Origin of the sequence: Undibacterium sp. Ji22W, assembly GCF_049340305.1 — a bacterium.
GTDB lineage: Bacteria > Pseudomonadota > Gammaproteobacteria > Burkholderiales > Burkholderiaceae_D > Undibacterium.
The window spans coordinates 820,001-835,856 of record NZ_JBMPOU010000002.1 but is presented as its reverse complement, the minus strand read 5'-3'; the positions used below and the strand labels follow the sequence as shown (position 1 = coordinate 835,856).

At 47.7% G+C, this 15,856-nt stretch carries 16 protein-coding genes; 3 read left to right on the top strand and 13 right to left on the bottom strand.

Annotated features, from left to right (window positions below):
- Positions 1-38: 38 nt before the first annotated feature.
- The 9 genes from aroQ to ACO0KW_RS10320 all read right to left on the bottom strand — a co-directional run bounded on the left by aroQ (position 39) and on the right by ACO0KW_RS10320 (position 7,844).
- The gene (aroQ, locus tag ACO0KW_RS10360) at positions 39-1,334 is read right to left on the bottom strand and encodes a gamma subclass chorismate mutase AroQ (protein ID WP_423052997.1); all 1,296 of its coding nucleotides are present in this window, start codon (positions 1,332-1,334) and stop codon (positions 39-41) included.
- Positions 1,335-1,652: 318 nt separating this feature from the next.
- Complete coding sequence (locus ACO0KW_RS10355) at positions 1,653-2,351, bottom strand: DUF3334 family protein (protein WP_423052996.1); 699 nt, start codon at positions 2,349-2,351, stop codon at positions 1,653-1,655.
- A gap of 359 nt (positions 2,352-2,710) precedes the next feature.
- A complete protein-coding gene (locus ACO0KW_RS10350; protein WP_423052995.1) occupies positions 2,711-3,106 on the bottom strand; it encodes a VOC family protein in 396 nt (131 codons plus the stop codon).
- A gap of 42 nt (positions 3,107-3,148) precedes the next feature.
- Positions 3,149-3,613, bottom strand: coding sequence for a RidA family protein (locus ACO0KW_RS10345; protein WP_423052994.1), 465 nt, complete (start codon positions 3,611-3,613; stop codon positions 3,149-3,151).
- A 79-nt stretch (positions 3,614-3,692) separates the two neighbouring features.
- Positions 3,693-4,457, bottom strand: coding sequence for an SDR family oxidoreductase (locus tag ACO0KW_RS10340; protein WP_423053464.1), 765 nt, complete (start codon positions 4,455-4,457; stop codon positions 3,693-3,695).
- A 45-nt stretch (positions 4,458-4,502) separates the two neighbouring features.
- Entirely contained in the window at positions 4,503-5,009 is a 507-nt protein-coding gene (locus tag ACO0KW_RS10335; protein ID WP_423052993.1) for a cupin domain-containing protein, read from the bottom strand.
- Positions 5,010-5,407: 398 nt separating this feature from the next.
- The gene (locus ACO0KW_RS10330) at positions 5,408-6,040 is read right to left on the bottom strand and encodes a 2-hydroxychromene-2-carboxylate isomerase (protein WP_423052992.1); all 633 of its coding nucleotides are present in this window, start codon (positions 6,038-6,040) and stop codon (positions 5,408-5,410) included.
- 8 nt (positions 6,041-6,048) lie between these two features.
- The gene (locus ACO0KW_RS10325) at positions 6,049-6,930 is read right to left on the bottom strand and encodes a CmcJ/NvfI family oxidoreductase (protein WP_423052991.1); all 882 of its coding nucleotides are present in this window, start codon (positions 6,928-6,930) and stop codon (positions 6,049-6,051) included.
- A gap of 14 nt (positions 6,931-6,944) precedes the next feature.
- Complete coding sequence (locus tag ACO0KW_RS10320) at positions 6,945-7,844, bottom strand: dienelactone hydrolase family protein (RefSeq protein WP_423052990.1); 900 nt, start codon at positions 7,842-7,844, stop codon at positions 6,945-6,947.
- Positions 7,845-7,949: 105 nt separating this feature from the next.
- Here ACO0KW_RS10320 and ACO0KW_RS10315 point away from each other — a divergent pair, with 105 nt between their 5' ends.
- From ACO0KW_RS10315 to ACO0KW_RS10305, 3 genes are all read left to right on the top strand, one after another.
- Positions 7,950-8,921, top strand: coding sequence for a GlxA family transcriptional regulator (locus ACO0KW_RS10315; protein WP_423052989.1), 972 nt, complete (start codon positions 7,950-7,952; stop codon positions 8,919-8,921).
- A 210-nt stretch (positions 8,922-9,131) separates the two neighbouring features.
- Positions 9,132-9,446: a hypothetical protein gene (locus ACO0KW_RS10310; protein WP_423052988.1), complete on the top strand. Its 315-nt coding sequence runs from the start codon at positions 9,132-9,134 to the stop codon at positions 9,444-9,446.
- Positions 9,443-9,796, top strand: a complete 354-nt coding sequence (locus ACO0KW_RS10305; protein WP_423052987.1) for a hypothetical protein — start codon at positions 9,443-9,445, stop codon at positions 9,794-9,796. Before ACO0KW_RS10310 ends, ACO0KW_RS10305 begins: the two co-directional genes overlap by 4 nt.
- A gap of 40 nt (positions 9,797-9,836) precedes the next feature.
- On the opposite strand, the gene ACO0KW_RS10300 is transcribed toward ACO0KW_RS10305, so the two are convergent.
- The 4 genes from ACO0KW_RS10300 to ACO0KW_RS10285 all read right to left on the bottom strand — a co-directional run bounded on the left by ACO0KW_RS10300 (position 9,837) and on the right by ACO0KW_RS10285 (position 15,749).
- Positions 9,837-12,929, bottom strand: a complete 3,093-nt coding sequence (locus tag ACO0KW_RS10300) for a DUF3427 domain-containing protein (RefSeq protein ID WP_423052986.1) — start codon at positions 12,927-12,929, stop codon at positions 9,837-9,839.
- Positions 12,930-13,315: 386 nt separating this feature from the next.
- Positions 13,316-14,374, bottom strand: a complete 1,059-nt coding sequence (locus tag ACO0KW_RS10295) for a PDDEXK nuclease domain-containing protein (protein ID WP_423052985.1) — start codon at positions 14,372-14,374, stop codon at positions 13,316-13,318.
- A gap of 60 nt (positions 14,375-14,434) precedes the next feature.
- A complete protein-coding gene (locus ACO0KW_RS10290; protein WP_423052984.1) occupies positions 14,435-15,427 on the bottom strand; it encodes an ImmA/IrrE family metallo-endopeptidase in 993 nt (330 codons plus the stop codon).
- Entirely contained in the window at positions 15,420-15,749 is a 330-nt protein-coding gene (locus tag ACO0KW_RS10285) for a type II toxin-antitoxin system RelE/ParE family toxin (RefSeq protein ID WP_423052983.1), read from the bottom strand. The genes ACO0KW_RS10290 and ACO0KW_RS10285 overlap by 8 nt, the downstream gene beginning before the upstream one ends.
- Positions 15,750-15,856: the final 107 nt, after the last annotated feature.

Here is a 15,856-nt window from a genome sequence, read left to right as displayed (position 1 = left end):
CTTTAGAAGGTGGGAGAGCCGGGTTATTGCACAAAAATTTAGAATGCGCTGCCATCGATCAAGGGCTTGATCGCTAAAGTCACCGCAACTGTGCTCAAATGTGTGTCGCGTAATTTCTGCATTGCTTGCGTAATTCGTGGCTGTTCTCGCGCAGTTTGCAGTGCTGGCCAAGTCAAGGCTAATTGTCGCAAAATCTGTGTGGTGAGTTGATCTAATTCTGGGCGAATGATGGTATCCAAGTTTGGTACATTTTCAAATTTGCCGCGTTGCTGTGTTTGCCACTGCACAAAATGTTCATGCTGAATTTGCTTCGCCGCTTCGATTTGCCCTCGAAAAAAATGTTCCGCCCATGTCGCTGGGATACCGAGTGCTGTTGCTTGTTGCTGTAAAGAAGCGATGATTTTTTGTTCGCGCGGCAGATCTTCGATCGCGCTTTGCTGATTCCATTTATGGCGCGCCACATCTTCCATCATAGACAAACGTTGCGCCATCAGATCACGTAGTTCATCGACTTGTATTGCAGACGGACTCGCTTGCGGCCACGGATGATGCAACCACTTTTCCAAGCTATCAGCGAGCTTGCCGTGTTCCATATACGACAGCAACCAACGATCAACGAAGGCTTTCCATACCGCGTCTTGTGGTAGCAGATACGCCTTCTCAGAGACGTTGAAGGGTGCTTCGGGATGTACTGCACACAAGCTTGGTTTGAGTTGTTGCTGCAAGCGTGCTTCGATTGCGTCGGTGATCATTAAATCCGCTTTGCCCTCCACAATCTGATCGAAGATGTGATTGTTATCGGGATAGACAATCATCTGCGCACGCTGCAAATTGGCACGTGCAAAACTTTCATTGGTTCCACCCGGATTCACCACCACACGCACGTCAGCCTGATCTATCTGTGCCAAGCTTTGAAAGCGCGCCTGATGCGCGCACAAAGTAATCGGCGTCTTCCCATCCTGTAAATAAGCGATCGAAAACATCGCCAATTTTTGCCGCGCAGCAGAGATCGACACGCCACTCATTGCCACATCAAAGCGATCATTCTCTAGATCGTTCATCAGCGTTGGCCACGAGGTTGGCACCAGTTCGAGCTTCACACCAAGCGCTTTCGCCAACGCCTGTGCCATCTCGATATCAAAGCCGATGAAGGGGCTGTTCGTATTGGTACGATAACTGAAGGGCTTGTAATCACCGGTGGTGCCTACGCGCAGAGTGTTGCGGGTTTTGATTTGCGCTAGGTGCGATGTAGTTTGTGCTTGTACCAGCGTGTTCGATGTAAAGTCAGCTAATAGCGTGGCACAGAAGAGTAAGACACATTGAAGTCGACGCATGGTACAGGGACAGAATAGAAAAGAAGAATGCTATCGATCATTGACCTTGATCGTGGCGGCATTTTGAATCTAAATGAAACATCAAATCAGGGGCGCCAAAAACGGGATAAGGTCTTGGCATCAAGATCTACAACGATGCTTCACACAGTAACTTTATGTGAAAAAAATGCAGTGCGTATAGACTTTAAAATCTTGATAGTTCGTGATTCATGATTCATGATTATAGGAGTCGGCAATGTCACGATCACTTGGCATTTTTCAGGGGACAGCATGAAAGAACTATTTCTTGCTACCGACCCCTGACAACTTGGGACAGGCTTACATTCCTAAAGACCGCAATAACTCATCGCTATCATTGTCCTCAGCAGGCGCTGCGGCTGCCGCTTGCACACCTTTTGCGCGATCTGCTTGCTCACTATCGAGCAAGGCATCTGGGTCGAGCACTTCGCTAGAATCAAAGTCGTGAAGTTTGATAAATTCGGTGCGGTCGATTGCCAGCTCCAGATAGAAGATGTTGTTGCTCTCGGTGAAGAAAGAGACGCGCCGGATTTCTGGGCGATCAAGCGGCGTATCGACGCTGAGCATGACTTGTTTGTTGAGTACCAACATTTTTGGTTGGTTTTGCGTGATATTGGTTTGCAGCTCGCGACGGATCTTGCCAGTGAAGTCACCCACGATTTGGTTCATTAGTTCACCCAAAATATTCGAGACTTCATCCGAAGTAAACGCAGAGGCAAGCTCGGATTTTGGCATGCCCATACTCAACATGTATTTTTCGTAAATTTCTAAGGCAGCGGAACCAGAAAAATTCAATACGACCAAGCCAGAAAAACCGCCATCGAATAACACGAAGCAGCCGATGTCTGGCTTGAGTCCGATTTTGGTAATGCGTTGCACCATGGCCGAATAATGGATCTTCGTTTGTGTCGCCACGTTCAATACTCGCGTGACGGAATTACATAAAGCGGTTAACAGATCTTCCGTTCCGTACACAACACCGTTTTCGTCCTTGCCCATAACCAACTCCTAAAAATTCTTTAAAAAATAATACGGTTCAACGCCATCAGTGGTCTGAATTATTGTTGATAGATGATTGGCACAGCAAACATGGTTACTGAATTAATCATTTGTCCATTAAGCAACGCACTCGCTGCTTTGGAACCATTACCTCAGGGAATAGTGAAAGAATATTCCTTTGGGGCACTTGCCGTCTAGTTGTTTCATGTTTTCTGTGCGGTTTGTCGCTTGCGTGGCCGTGCTTTTCAAAAGGCATAAAGAATTGCATGAGCAAAAAAGCAAGAAAGGCTGCAATCGCAGCCTTTCATCCATCTTACCCTCGCCGGTTAGCACTTCTCAAATTTCCTCGGCGACACGTCCTAGTCTTCGCTCGCATGACAGCAGATACCAATCTTGTTCCCATCAAGATCACGGAAATAGGCACCGTAATAATTGGGATGGTAATGCGGGCGTAGGCCAGGGGTACCTTCGCAAGTTGCGCCGAGTGCGATGGCTTTAGCATGAGTTGCATCCACTATTTTTCGAGTTTTGGCTAACAATGCCAGCATCTGACCATTCCCCGCACTCATGGGCTCTCCGTCGTAGGGCTTACCAATGCCTACGATGGGCCGAAGCGTACCTTTCTCAACCCAGCCAGACCACGATTTTTCGGGATAACAAAACTTCAAAACATAGCCCAGCTCATCCATGATCGCGGAATAAAAATCATGGGCACGCGCGTGTTCGGTAATTCCTAGGAAGACATGTGAAATCAATTGCCACCTCTCTATTTAAATTTGATCGATACTAATCGGTTATTAAACTTCTAGCGTCGCCTTGACGGTCAGAGGCACGCCATTGCGCAGTGAATGCACACCAATGACAGAGCGCACGTGCATGCCTGCTTCGCCAAAAATCTCCACTAACAAATCAGATGCCCCATCAAGCACATGCGCATGATCACTAAAATCTTCTGTGGTATTCAAAGCACCATGCAATTCAACGAATCGTACGATTTGATTCAGCGAACTCAATTCCTTTTGTACTGCCGCTAGCAAATCGAGGCAGGCGAGGCGCGCAAATTGATAACCCTCATCGCTGGTGTATTCTCTACCCAATTTGCCCTTAGGCACGACCCCGTCTATTGCTGGCGCTGCCCGGCCAGATGTTAACACCAGATTTCCGGTTCTGATGACCGACACATAATTACCGGCGGGTGGGCTTATTGAAGGCAAGACGATGCCGAGTTCACGAAGTTTTAATTCTGGTCCACTGATGCTCATAGTTTATTCAATCCGATTTCGTTATAGTTGTCCGCCAGTCTGCACGCAAAATGCGAAGACTACCGAATGACACAATTACTTATTTACCGCCTGCGATATCCAAAAAGGCACCCGTCATATAGGACGACGCCTCGCTCGCTAAAAAACAAATAGCCTCTGCAACTTCGTTCGGATACCCGCCACGTCCTAAAGGAATCCCTGCACTCAAGCGATCAACACGCAGCGGATCACCTCCGGCAGCGTGGATGTCGGTATGGATGAATCCTGGACGGACGGAATTTACTCGTATGCCCTGTGGCGCAAGCTCCAAGGACAAGCCTTTGGTTAGCGAATCGATTGCACCTTTTGATGCGGCGTAATCGACGTATTCGTTAGGCGAGCCAAGGCGAGCTGCTGCCGAGGAGACGTTCACGATCGCACCGCCTTTGCCATGAAACTGAGTCGACATGCGCTGGATTGCGTACTTACTACACAAGAATGCGCTCAGTACATTGGTCTGCAACACGCGAAGAATTCTCTCCGCGTCCATATCGACGACACTGGCTTGCGGCAACAAGATACCCACGTTATTGACCAAGACATCGATCGTTCCTAGCTCTTTATCCAACCGTAGAAACATCTGCTCAACTTCGTTCTGCTGTGACACATCGGCCTTTAACAACACGGCACGCCCACGCAACTTCATCACCTCGTTCAGCAATTGCTGTGCAGCGCTGTCGCTACTCAAATAGTTGATACCGACCGCATAGCCGTCACGTGCAAGTGCCAAAACGGTGGCCGCGCCTATCCCTCTGCTGGCACCGGTGACCAGAGCGACTTTGGAGGCTCTTGAAGAAACATTCATCATTGGCTTATTTATCCTTGTTAATCAATATTGCGAACACCCCGACTAGACATCGTTACCATAAGGACGTCCGTCTTTATGCACGAATTGCCAGCGCCCATCAACGCGCAGCGCCTGTAAATCATCCTGAGGATAGATTCCCTCGTCACCCTCTGTTCTATCACCGATCTCGAGATAACGTACCATCTTATCACTGCGATTAATGAGTGAGTGCGCAGCGCCCATCGCTGGAAAACCACAGCACATACCTGCATGCAGCACTTGCTCGGCATCACCAAGGATCAAGCTCACGCTCCCTTCCAACACGTAGATGAATTCATCTTGCCGTGTGTGATAGTGAACCAATGATGAACGCGCACCTGGTTGTAGTTCAGTCAAATTCACACCGAAGTTATTCAGACCAAAATAGTCACCTAACGCGTGCTTTTTTCGCCCGTCCATTTGGATCGCGAAAATCGATGGATAGTTAGATGGCGTCAATCGCGCAGGGACTTGTGAAGCAGCAATTGGTGGCTTTGGATGGTTCTCGGTGATTGGATTGGGCATGGTCATTAGTAGTCTCTTAATAAAGGTGATTATTTAGTTCCTGTGATAAGACTTGCTTCGGTCAAATGCAAACAAGTGAACTGTCATTCCGGACTTGATCCGGAATCTAGTTTCACAGACGTAAAGGCGAATTCTGGATGCAGTCCGAAATAATTTTCTTGCCAGTTTTGGCTTGTAACTCCCTTCTCCCGCATGCGGGAGAAGGGGCGGGGATGAGGGACGCCCAGATTCAGATAACATTTTTTAAACCAGAAATATCTAAATCTTTGTCCTGTTTCGTATTATTCAAACACTTCGCGGTCGCTGAGCTACCCTCACCCTAGCCCTCTCCCGCTAGCGGGAGAGGGAATATTTCCCCCACCACCTATCGTTCGATTTCAATTCCAGCATAACGCCAATACGCCTTAGTTCCGATCATAAACCCCTCGTGCAAAATGCAAAGCATCCTCCAATCTGTCATCCCCCCAGAACAGCTGTCCTTCCACAATAAAACTCGGTGCCCCAAAGATCTTCTTCGTTATCGCCAATTCGGTTTGTTGCCTCAGCTTGATCTTATTCTCGTCGCTCTCCATGTTTCTCAATATGAGATTGGCGTCTAGTGCGAGATCCGTCAACACTTGCTGGACGACCGTCGCACTATCGATCTCCCTATCTCGCACAAAATTGATGTGCATGATCGCTCGGCAGAATTCAGCTATCCATGACGCATCTTTATAGGCTGCCGCGACCCGCATAGGCAATAAAGCAGAACGAGGAAATTGTGTCGGTTGCGTCCATGCGAGGCCATACTTTTTTGCTTGGCGCGCCATGTCTTGCCACACATAGTCCCCCTTATTTTTCTGCAGGACAAAGGGTGAAGTATTCCAACCCAGCGATTTGAAAATAGGCCCGAGTAAAAATGGACACCACTTTATTTTGACTTGATAGAGACGAGCCAATTCCTCAATGCGCATGACGCTGAGGTAGCTATAGTTGCTGGCAAATTCAAACCAAAATTCGATTTCTGGCAATGCTTTTGCAGAAGTGTTTTTATGCATGGAAAACTCTAATAGGTGACTAAGCAACGTAATTCAATACTCTCACGTGGCGGCGTATCAGGCGGAACTGCGGGTAAGTCAAAGGCTGAATGTGGCGTAAAGCGAGAGGTGTTGGTGTGCAAGGAATCGTATTGCTTGAAAATCAGCACTTCTTCTTTACGCATAGACGGATAGTAAAACCAGCGATGTTGAGGAGAATGCTGAAGCAAATAGATATCACCTGTGCGATTCGGATAGCGTACATCGCAATGGAATAATTCCTTGCTCGATACCGTTCTAGCGTCACAAATCGCCAAAGGCGCGTCTTGCATGGGGCCATTGAGTGCGCGCCACATATTGATGATGCTAAAGCGCGTGACTTGTTCGCGTTGATGCAAGTCTTCAATCACGAGTGCGAGTCGCCGCTTCCCTGATTCCTCGGTGTAATCATTATGAATGCGACCATTCGCTGCCGCATAGCCATTCGCGCCGCGCTTACCAAAATCGAGAGGATTGTCTCTCGGCGCTCGACGCCTAAGTAAATGATCAAACACATAGGCCTGTTTGGCACCTGTCACCGCGAGTGCAAGTTGACGGGCTTCGCGGTAGTACACGTCTTCAATATTTGCACGATCACTAAAATCGCTAACCTCGGTGCTCGCATCCCACAACTCAAATCCCTCCACTTGAAGTCGCGGTCTCGTGGCTAATTGTCGGGCGTTGTGTATCGCCATTTTGTGCACATCATAGTCGCCACTCTCCCATGGCACGCCTGCAGGCGGCTCGAACGTGTAGCTAACCGGGCGGGTAGAGCTAGGTCGATAGTAATTAAGCTCAGCAAGCACATGCGGCGCGAGGCTGCGTACCGGTTGATCTGCACCTAAGGATAAGCTTGCTGTGTTGATCGTCATTCGCACATCCTTCACTAACAATGATTGTTGGACGACGCTGGCGCTATTTCAGACAGCGTGGTGTCCGTCGCAGGCAACAATTTGCTTTTGAAAAATTCCAGAATTTCGTCCCGTGCGGCGATGGTAGGCTGTCCTTGCTCATCCACCAGATGCGCCGTCACCACGCTATGCGGACAAGCGACGACTTTTTCGAAGAACGGCGGCGGATGAGGATGCGCAGCGCTATCGGGTAAAACCTTGGCGACGAATCGTTTACCTAAGGCCTTGCTATACGCATCAAAGCGCTCGGCGCGGCAATAGCGATCGCCTTCAAAGCGGTAGGCCAGCACCGACAAATCGTCTTTCTCTAGCCTAGCGGCGACGGCTTGCAGCTCATCATCCGACATATTAATCGCTGAAGGATCATCGAATGGTAGCGAAGGCTGGCACAACACCGGCGCTAGCATGACCGATTCCAGCATCATGGTCAGCGCAAAGTTACCCGTAAAGCACATACCAATCGCCCCCACACCGACGCCACCGCACTCTTGATGCGCGTGCTTGGCCAATTGCCGTAACCACTGTGTCACCGGGCTAGACTCATTACTCGCAAAGGCGCGAAACTCGGCGCTGACACAAGCCCGTTTCAAAATCGCAGCACCGTCTTCAGCATTCGGCACCGCGCCATCGACACCAAACAAAGACGGTAGATACACGGTAAAACCGGCGTCTATCACCCACTTAGCGAAGCGGATCACTTGCGGACTGATGCCAGGCATCTCTGTGAGCACGATGACTGCGGGTCCATCACCAGCGACATAGACTTTCTTCGTGCTGCCAATGAAGCTCAACATCCTCACTTGAAAACCCGCTAGCAAGAGACTTGGCTGGTCGGAAAGCGGTAGCTGCGGATTGGATTGTGGAACCTGACTCATGAAACCTCACCTCGTACGTAATATTTCGACAGTGAGCAAACTATAGATGGAGGGTGCGTGTTTTTGAAGTGTCTAATCTGACATATTTCATGTGATAATGGACAAATGAAAACCTTTCTTGTTTTAGCCACAGAAGGCATATTGGATTCCGGTCTGGCAATTACGCTGGACATTTTGCGCACGGCTAACTTCCTCATCGAGCGCAACCACGAGTCGCAAAGCTTTCGTATCGTCACCGCCGGACATCGTAAAAAAATCCGCACGGGAGCGGGATTAGAGCTCACATGTGACTACACTTTTCAGCAACTACTACGCGGTGAAGCGGAAGCCGATTGGGTGCTACTACCAGGCTCAGGCAAAAAATTGCTCGCGGAACTAGAAGACAGTTTGAGCAGCAAAGAAGTCTCGCAAGTCATGGACGTACTTAAACACTATGCAGAACGCGGGAGCTGCCTCAGTGTCTCTTGCGCCTCGACCTTCATGCTTGCAGAAGCGGGTTTACTCAAAGGCAGGACAGCAACCACCAGCTGGTGGCTAGCCACGGCGTTCAGGCAACGCTACCCCGATGTCATCCTAGATGAAGCCAAAATGCTGGTACGCGACGGTAATTTCCTCACAGCGGGCGCGGTTTTTTCACAAATGGACGTGGTGCTCGACATCGTCGCGGAAGTAGTAGGCTCAAACATCGCCTATTTGTGCTCACGCTATCTCCTGATCGAACAGCGCTCATCGCAAGCACGATTTATGATTCCCACCCAGAATCAACACCTCGACCCCATCGTCATCGCTGCCGAAAAATGGATAGACAAAAACATCGCCCGCCCACTCTCAGTGCAAGAACTCGCATCACAATTCGCTGTCTCCACCAAAACGCTATCGAGAAAAATACAAGAAGCCACAGGCGACTCGACTATCAAATTTATTCAAAGACGAAAACTGATGCGCGCTGTGCATTTGTTAGAGTCGACCAACTTATCCATCGAGCTAGTCGCAGAACGTGTCGGCTATCAGAATGGGACCATGCTGCGGCATTTGGTTAAGCGGGAGTTGGGGGTTTTGCCGGGAGGGATTCGGTAGGCCACGAAATTTATGCATGGGGTTTTTAAATATGGAGTGAAAGGGTGCATCGATAACAAATTAATTGATGCTGAGGCCTTTCATTGGGTACGTCAACTTGTGTGAGAGATGGGGTGGGTAGTAAAGAAACACGATGACTACCATTGCAAATATTACCAGGGTAGAATAATTATTCATTCTGGTTTAACGTCTCAAAATCGGGGCTTTGCAATGAATATCGAATTTTCTTACTTATATCGTGATGCTGGAAATTTCAAAAATTTCGGCACCGTAGTCTTTGCGAATAAAGATCAAACTTCGCTAGAAAAGCTCAATGAAATGATCAAACAAAGACTCATTGATGAAATGTATTTTGATGCGTTCAATGCGGGTGTTCCTTCGCTTTTCTTTGATGACTATGACGAGGAACTGGACCATGATTGGCATGAGTTTGAATGCATAAATGAAGTTGAAAGCGTACCCACCGATTCGCATAGGAGAGACATCACCGCTTTCATTTCAAAACTCGCGGAAAAACCAGCATGAGTACGTCAACTTTGACACTGCATGAAGATACTTTCTACAAACACTTCAAGCCCTACCACCATCCAAAGGCTAGTTATGATATTTGGGGTGGGCTTGGTTTAGAAACTTTCGATGCAGACTACGATCTGGTTCGTAGTTTGCGCGGCGAATTTGTTTGGACCGTTCTCGATGGTGAAGCGAATGATCAATGGATAGTACCGGGCATCCAATACGTGAACCGCGTTTGCTATCTTGTGACAGAGGTACCGCATAATGATTTGTCCATTGAATTTAGAATCAAACATCGAGCAGCATCACTCACAAAAATCGGATTGGCGCGTCAAATCAAGCGTCCGATTAACTTCAGATGATCCATATCTTAAATCCGAGTTAACGAAGGAAAAAATTACACTACCCACCTCGGAGTATGCTGAACCGTCGAAATATTTCAACAGGCATAGGATTTTTTAATCTCCATGTAATTGAGATTGGTCGATCACCTTCGTGTTCCTCTAGAACGACGGGGCCTAGTGTGACATAAGCGCTCTCTGTGTTTTCCCGTACAAACAGTTGAAAACACCAACCGTTTTCTCGACTATCGATATAGCGACGGCCTGTTGCATTGTCAAAACCTGCGCGATTTTGGGTCTGCCAATGAAACTGTTCTGGACTAATGGCGTAATCGTGGTATTGCACACGCTCAGAGAAACCTTCACGTTTATCTAGCGTGACGAACAACAATTCTATTTTTTTATCGGCAAAGAGTAAACACCCTTCGTTAAACATTGGCCGTGAAAAAGGAGTCAAATGTCCAGCAGCAGTTTGAATTTCTCGACGGCCATAGCGCGCATGTAAATTGAGTGGCCAATCAGACGGAACGTCAGGCAATGGATGGGAGCTAATCGTGGTTTCATCAATTAGGAAATCAATAATTTCACGCAATTCATCACGTATAGCTGGATGCAAGTTCATCATCTGATGGAAGCCCTCTGGGTCAATCAGATCATCGCGATTATCAAGCAATTGATACGCTAACATCTGGACTCTATACGGATCGATTTCGCCGCTACTAAGAACCGTTGTCCATGCGTTAAGTGCATTAGGGTCGTTGACATGCAACACTCGTCCAAGGTTGCGAGAAAGCTCGCTCTCTCTCGGACCTGCTTCTGGCACGGGCAATCCGACATCTCGCTTGAAACTGCTCCAAGAATGCCGCTTTGCATAGATATCAGAAATATCCAATTGATTTTCACGCAAAAAATCTTTTAACGTAAGCGGTTTTCCTGCACGAAGTGCAGCCCAAGCTGCGAGTTCTTTACGAAGTCGAACAGCGTTCAAATTAAGTGCTGCTCGCAAGCTCAAAAGAACCCGCTCACGCGACACGCGATCGAACTGAATATGACAACCAGTCGGTAAAAGACCGAAGCCGCTTTCCACAGACTCCTTGAGTTGTAACCGTGATAAACCTGTAATTGTTCTCAGCAAAGTATCAAACCGAAATTCTTCATTATATTGACCAACGAAATCGAGAATCAGACAGCTGTCTTTACCATCTAAAAGGCGTAAACCACGTCCAATTTGCTGTTGAAAAAGTACAGGGCTTTGTGTTGGACGTAGAAGCAGTAATGTATTTACTTCTGGGATATCTACGCCCTCATTAAATAGGTCGCACGTACAGATGAGTTTGATTACACCAGATCGCAAATTCCTTATCGTACTATCGCGTTCTTCGCTAGTGTTCATGCCCGTAAGGCTACGTGCCGGAAGTCCAGATTTTTCAAACCATTCAGCCATAAATTTGGCATGCTGCACACTGACACAAAACGCAATGCCTTTTAATTTACCCAAATCAGATACGTAGAGCTCCAAAGCATTAACAATAGTTCTGCTGCGAATAGTGTTGCTTGATATTAATTGATCAAGCTGCGATGTTTCTTCTGCCCGATTCCATTTCACTGTCGACAAATCGGTTTCGTCCGCTGTCGCATAGTATTCAAACGGTGCTACCAGTTGTTGGTCTAATGCATCCCATAGACGTAAGGAAACCGCAGGAGAACCATCTGGTCTTGCATCAAAATATTCGTTCAAACTTTTTCCGTCTGCACGCTCGGGGGTTGCAGTCAGCCCTAACAATATATGCGGTTTAACCGCTCGAACAAATTGCTCAAATGATTTTGCGGGTATGTGATGAGCTTCATCAACAATCACTACGCGCCAATGCTCAGCACCCAACTGCATAACCAAATTGCGGCTGTGTACGGTATTAATCGTCGCGAACAAATGATCATATTGTGTAGGCTCATTGTCTCCGTCAAGTAGTTCACCGAAACTTGGTTCACGCAAAACTTGGCGAAATGTGGCGAGCGCTTGTTTTAAAATTTGTACACGGTGTGCTATGAACAGTAGCCGCGGTGGAGTCCCCTCTTCGCGAGCTCTACGTTGATAATCAAAAGCCGAAACAACTGTTTTTCCAGTACCAGTTGCGGCAACAAGCAGATTGCGTCTACGTCCATGACGCCGCTCTGCTTCGAGTCGTTCGAGCATTTCGAGCTGATATGACTTTGGACGAAGTTCAAACCATGCGTGAATCGCGATAGGTTCTTCCACATTTTTATTCGTTCGGGGGTCGCGTCTTTGGTCTCGTATTGCTTGCTCGAGAGATTGACGTTGTTGCGCGTCATGTGGGTTGTATGGCTGAAATTCTTGATCATTCCAAAGCGTTTCGAAGTGCGCACCGGCCGCTGAAAATAATTCATGATCTGTTGCTTGCGCAATTTTCACTGTCCATTCGATTCCACCAATTAGTGCTGATTCAGATAGATTTGCACTACCTACAAAAGCTGTGCCGAATCCTGAGTGTCGATGGAATATCCACGCTTTCGCGTGCAACCGACTGCGTCGCCCATCTAAAGAAATACGCAATTCAACTCCGGGTAATTCAGCGAGACAGTTGACCGCACGCGCCTCAGTAGCGCCGATATAGGTAGTGGTCAAAATGCGAAAGCGCGTACGTGAAACCCCTTGGGCATTCAATGCTGTTGTTTGCTTAAATACATCCAATAGTTTGCGGACGCCACTCCATGTAATAAAACTAACTAAAATATCAACCCGATCTACTGTTGCCAATTCTGCGCGAAGTTCGTCAAGTAAGGCTGGATCACTACGTGCAGATGTGAAGAGCCAAGGACGCCGCAATCCAGTTGATGGTAATACTGGAGGTGCATTGGGAGCATGTAAAGCTCGCAGAATACGCAAAGGTTCTACAGGTGCACGATCGATTGACGTAGTTTTTGTTTGCAGGCGGGCTTCGCGCAATAAATGGCTAATCAACTTTAATTCAGCCCGCGCTTGTTCTGCTTTTCCTTCAGAGTCAGTTTCGACTTCATCAAGAAGCTCTGGTAATCGAGAGGAAATTTCATGAATCAAATGTTCGCGACGTTGGATTTCTGATGGCTCTTCAATGAGTGCCTGATTGCTTTCAATCAAGGCATTAAGTTGACTCATTTCATCTGAATAAATAAGTCGATCATACAAGCCTAACGGAAGTGTTTCGCGCTTCGATCCTTGACTGCTCATTAATGAAGCCTCTGATGGTTTGGATTTGGAACTAAAAGGGTCATCATCAGCTAATTTATCTGATGATGATTCTTACTTTATTCTTACCTTGTGGCTTTCTATGATCCCGCGAAACGCCGGACTAATAATCTAAGGGGTCAGCATCGCTTAAATTTAATGCGATGCTGACCCCTGGTCGTTCGGCTTCGTCGGCGACAATTATAAGGCTTCGCTAGCGTCTGGGTTAGAAAAGCGTAACAGCCCGAGTTTTGCGTCGACTCATCAAGCTACAGCAAGCGTGAATATGAATTTCTAGTTTGCAAGCAAACTCGTTTTCATGACGCTTCTCCAGATTCTGTACCCGCTTCGCGCAAGGTCAGTTCTAGCTCGCGGCGGAGTTCTTCGCGCTCGGGCAGGTAGAGCTGGTATTTCTGTACAAAGAGCTGGCTGTTCATTTGGTAGGTGGCGTATTCGACCAGCAGCTCGTCCTTGTTACGGCTTAGGATGATGCCGATGGGCGGGTTGTCGCCTTCTGTGTTTTCTTCTGCGGCAAAGTAGCCGAGGTACATGTTCATCTGGCCGATATCGTGGTGCTGCACATCGGTAATTTTGAGGTCGATCAGCACAAAGCAGCGCAGGATACGATGATAAAAAACCAGATCCACTTTGTAGTGTGTATTGTTCAGGGTAACTCGGTATTGCCGTCCTACGAAGGTAAAGCCCTTGCCCAATTCCAGCAGAAACTGCTGCAGGTGGTTGCACAGCAGGGTTTCTAGCTGGGTTTCAGACACTAGATAAGGCTCGGGAATTTTCAGAAACTCGAATACATAGGGCTCGCGCAACAGATCGGCGGGCTGTTCTATGAGCTGGCCTTGTGTGGCAAGCTGCATGATGCTGGCTTTGTCTTTGCTGGCGGCGAGGCGCAGAAACAGGGCGCTGTTTTTTTGCCGTATCAACTCTCGAACCGACCAACGCTGGCGTATGCTTTGTTGCTCGTAGAAGCTACGTTCCAGCGGGTCGTCTATTTTGAGCAGTTCCACCCACTGTGACCAGCCCAATAAGTCAGACAGTGTCTGACTTATTGGGTAACGCAGGTACAGCAGCCGCATAGAGATTAAGTTAGTGCGGCTAAACCCCTTGCCATGGCGCAGACTGAGGTCGTTGGCGAGATTGCTGATCAGCGCTTTGCCGTATTGGGCTTTGGCTTTGCCGCCCTGCTCAAACTCCACAATCTGCCGCCCGACTTGCCAATAGGTTTGCGTGATGTGGGTGTTGACAGCCTGCACCGCCTGAATACGCCCTTGCGTATAGGTGTCTGATATTTGCCTGAGTAGATCAAGGTAGGCTTGATCTGCATCTGGCGGTAAAGCTGGTTGATTGGTTTTATTGGTCATAACTGCCTCAAATATAGGGGTCAGCTTCGATTAAAAATTAATTGATGCTCACTCATTTTGTTATAACTGCTCGGCGTAGTCTAATGAGATCAAAAAATCCCTCGCCCAAGTATTGGCTTCTTGCTCTTGTTGGTTGTTAGAACCAGCCTGTCCTATGTCATCAAGAAAAATGGATTTTTTTTCCTTACTGTGCAACAGAATATGTGCGATTTCGTGGCAAAGCGTGAACCAGAATTTATCATTGCTCTTACCGTACAACGACAACTGAATTAATGGTCGATGTGGGTTAAGCCAACGCGCAACGCCTGATACGTGGGTGCCGGTAATCGCCGGTACGAGAACGAGTGCGACTCCCGCTTCATGTAGAAGCTGCTTTAACTGCGGAAGAAACTCTGCTGGTGTTAAGGTCGTCAATGCGCGAATCTGTGGCAGATTTGCGCGTAAGCGTGCTTCATCGTATTTGGCGTTTGCCGATTTATCTAACAAGAGCTTTTCTGCCGCTTGCTCACCTAGTCTTAGCCACGCTGAAATCGCGCCAATATTTGACTGTTCTTCACGGCTGCGACGAAACGCTAATTGCATATCGCAATAATGGCTTTGCCATTGATTCGGTGTCGCCACTCCAAAAAATGCCAATAGCTTGCCAACCAGTTGCGGTTTAGATTTGGCGTCGACTCGGCACTTGTCTAATACACCTGCATCCATTAAGGCTTTAATTGGGAACTGATCGAGCCAAGACACCCTATTCGCATTTTGCTCTGCGGCCTCAATCGATGCGATACGTTGACGGTATTGCGCCTCGCGCGTGAGCCAAAAGCCAGCGGAGGCACCAAATACATTTTGTAAGCGTATGGCAGCATCTTCGCTGAGTGGAACTTTACCATTAATAAGTTGGCTGACGTGCTTGGTGGAATAGCCTAGTCGATCTGCTAATTGGTTTTGCGTCCAATCACGTTCTTCCAAAAGATCCAAAATGGTGTCGCCAGGCGGCGATACCCAATCGGGTGCGAACGATTGGGTATCGCTTGCTTTTTGTAAAGTGAGATTAGTCATGATAATCACCAATAAATTCAATACTTATGATGGTCACACGGGACCAATCAATTGATGCGTCTAGATTACGTGGAATGGGATCATTTGCCGATTCAAACACCAAGCGCCAACCGCCAGCAAGATCTAATGCAAATTGACCTAACCTATCGCCCTTCAACGGATGAGGGTTTCCAGCGATGAGATCTGTTACTCGGTTAACAGCCGCTAAGTCAGACAGTCGAGAAAATAACTTCCTTGCACCGATATCGCCCAAAAGCTTTTTTGCGTGTGCTTGCTTTTCGCAAATGTCACGTAATTTCTTGTTCTTAAAGAGAATTTCCAAAGATATGTTCTCCGCATTGCATAATACTTATTTTTACCTAGTAGGTAAATAAAAATTTACGGCTAGCCTGAATCAATATCGCTTCAGACGACTATTAATAATTAAAA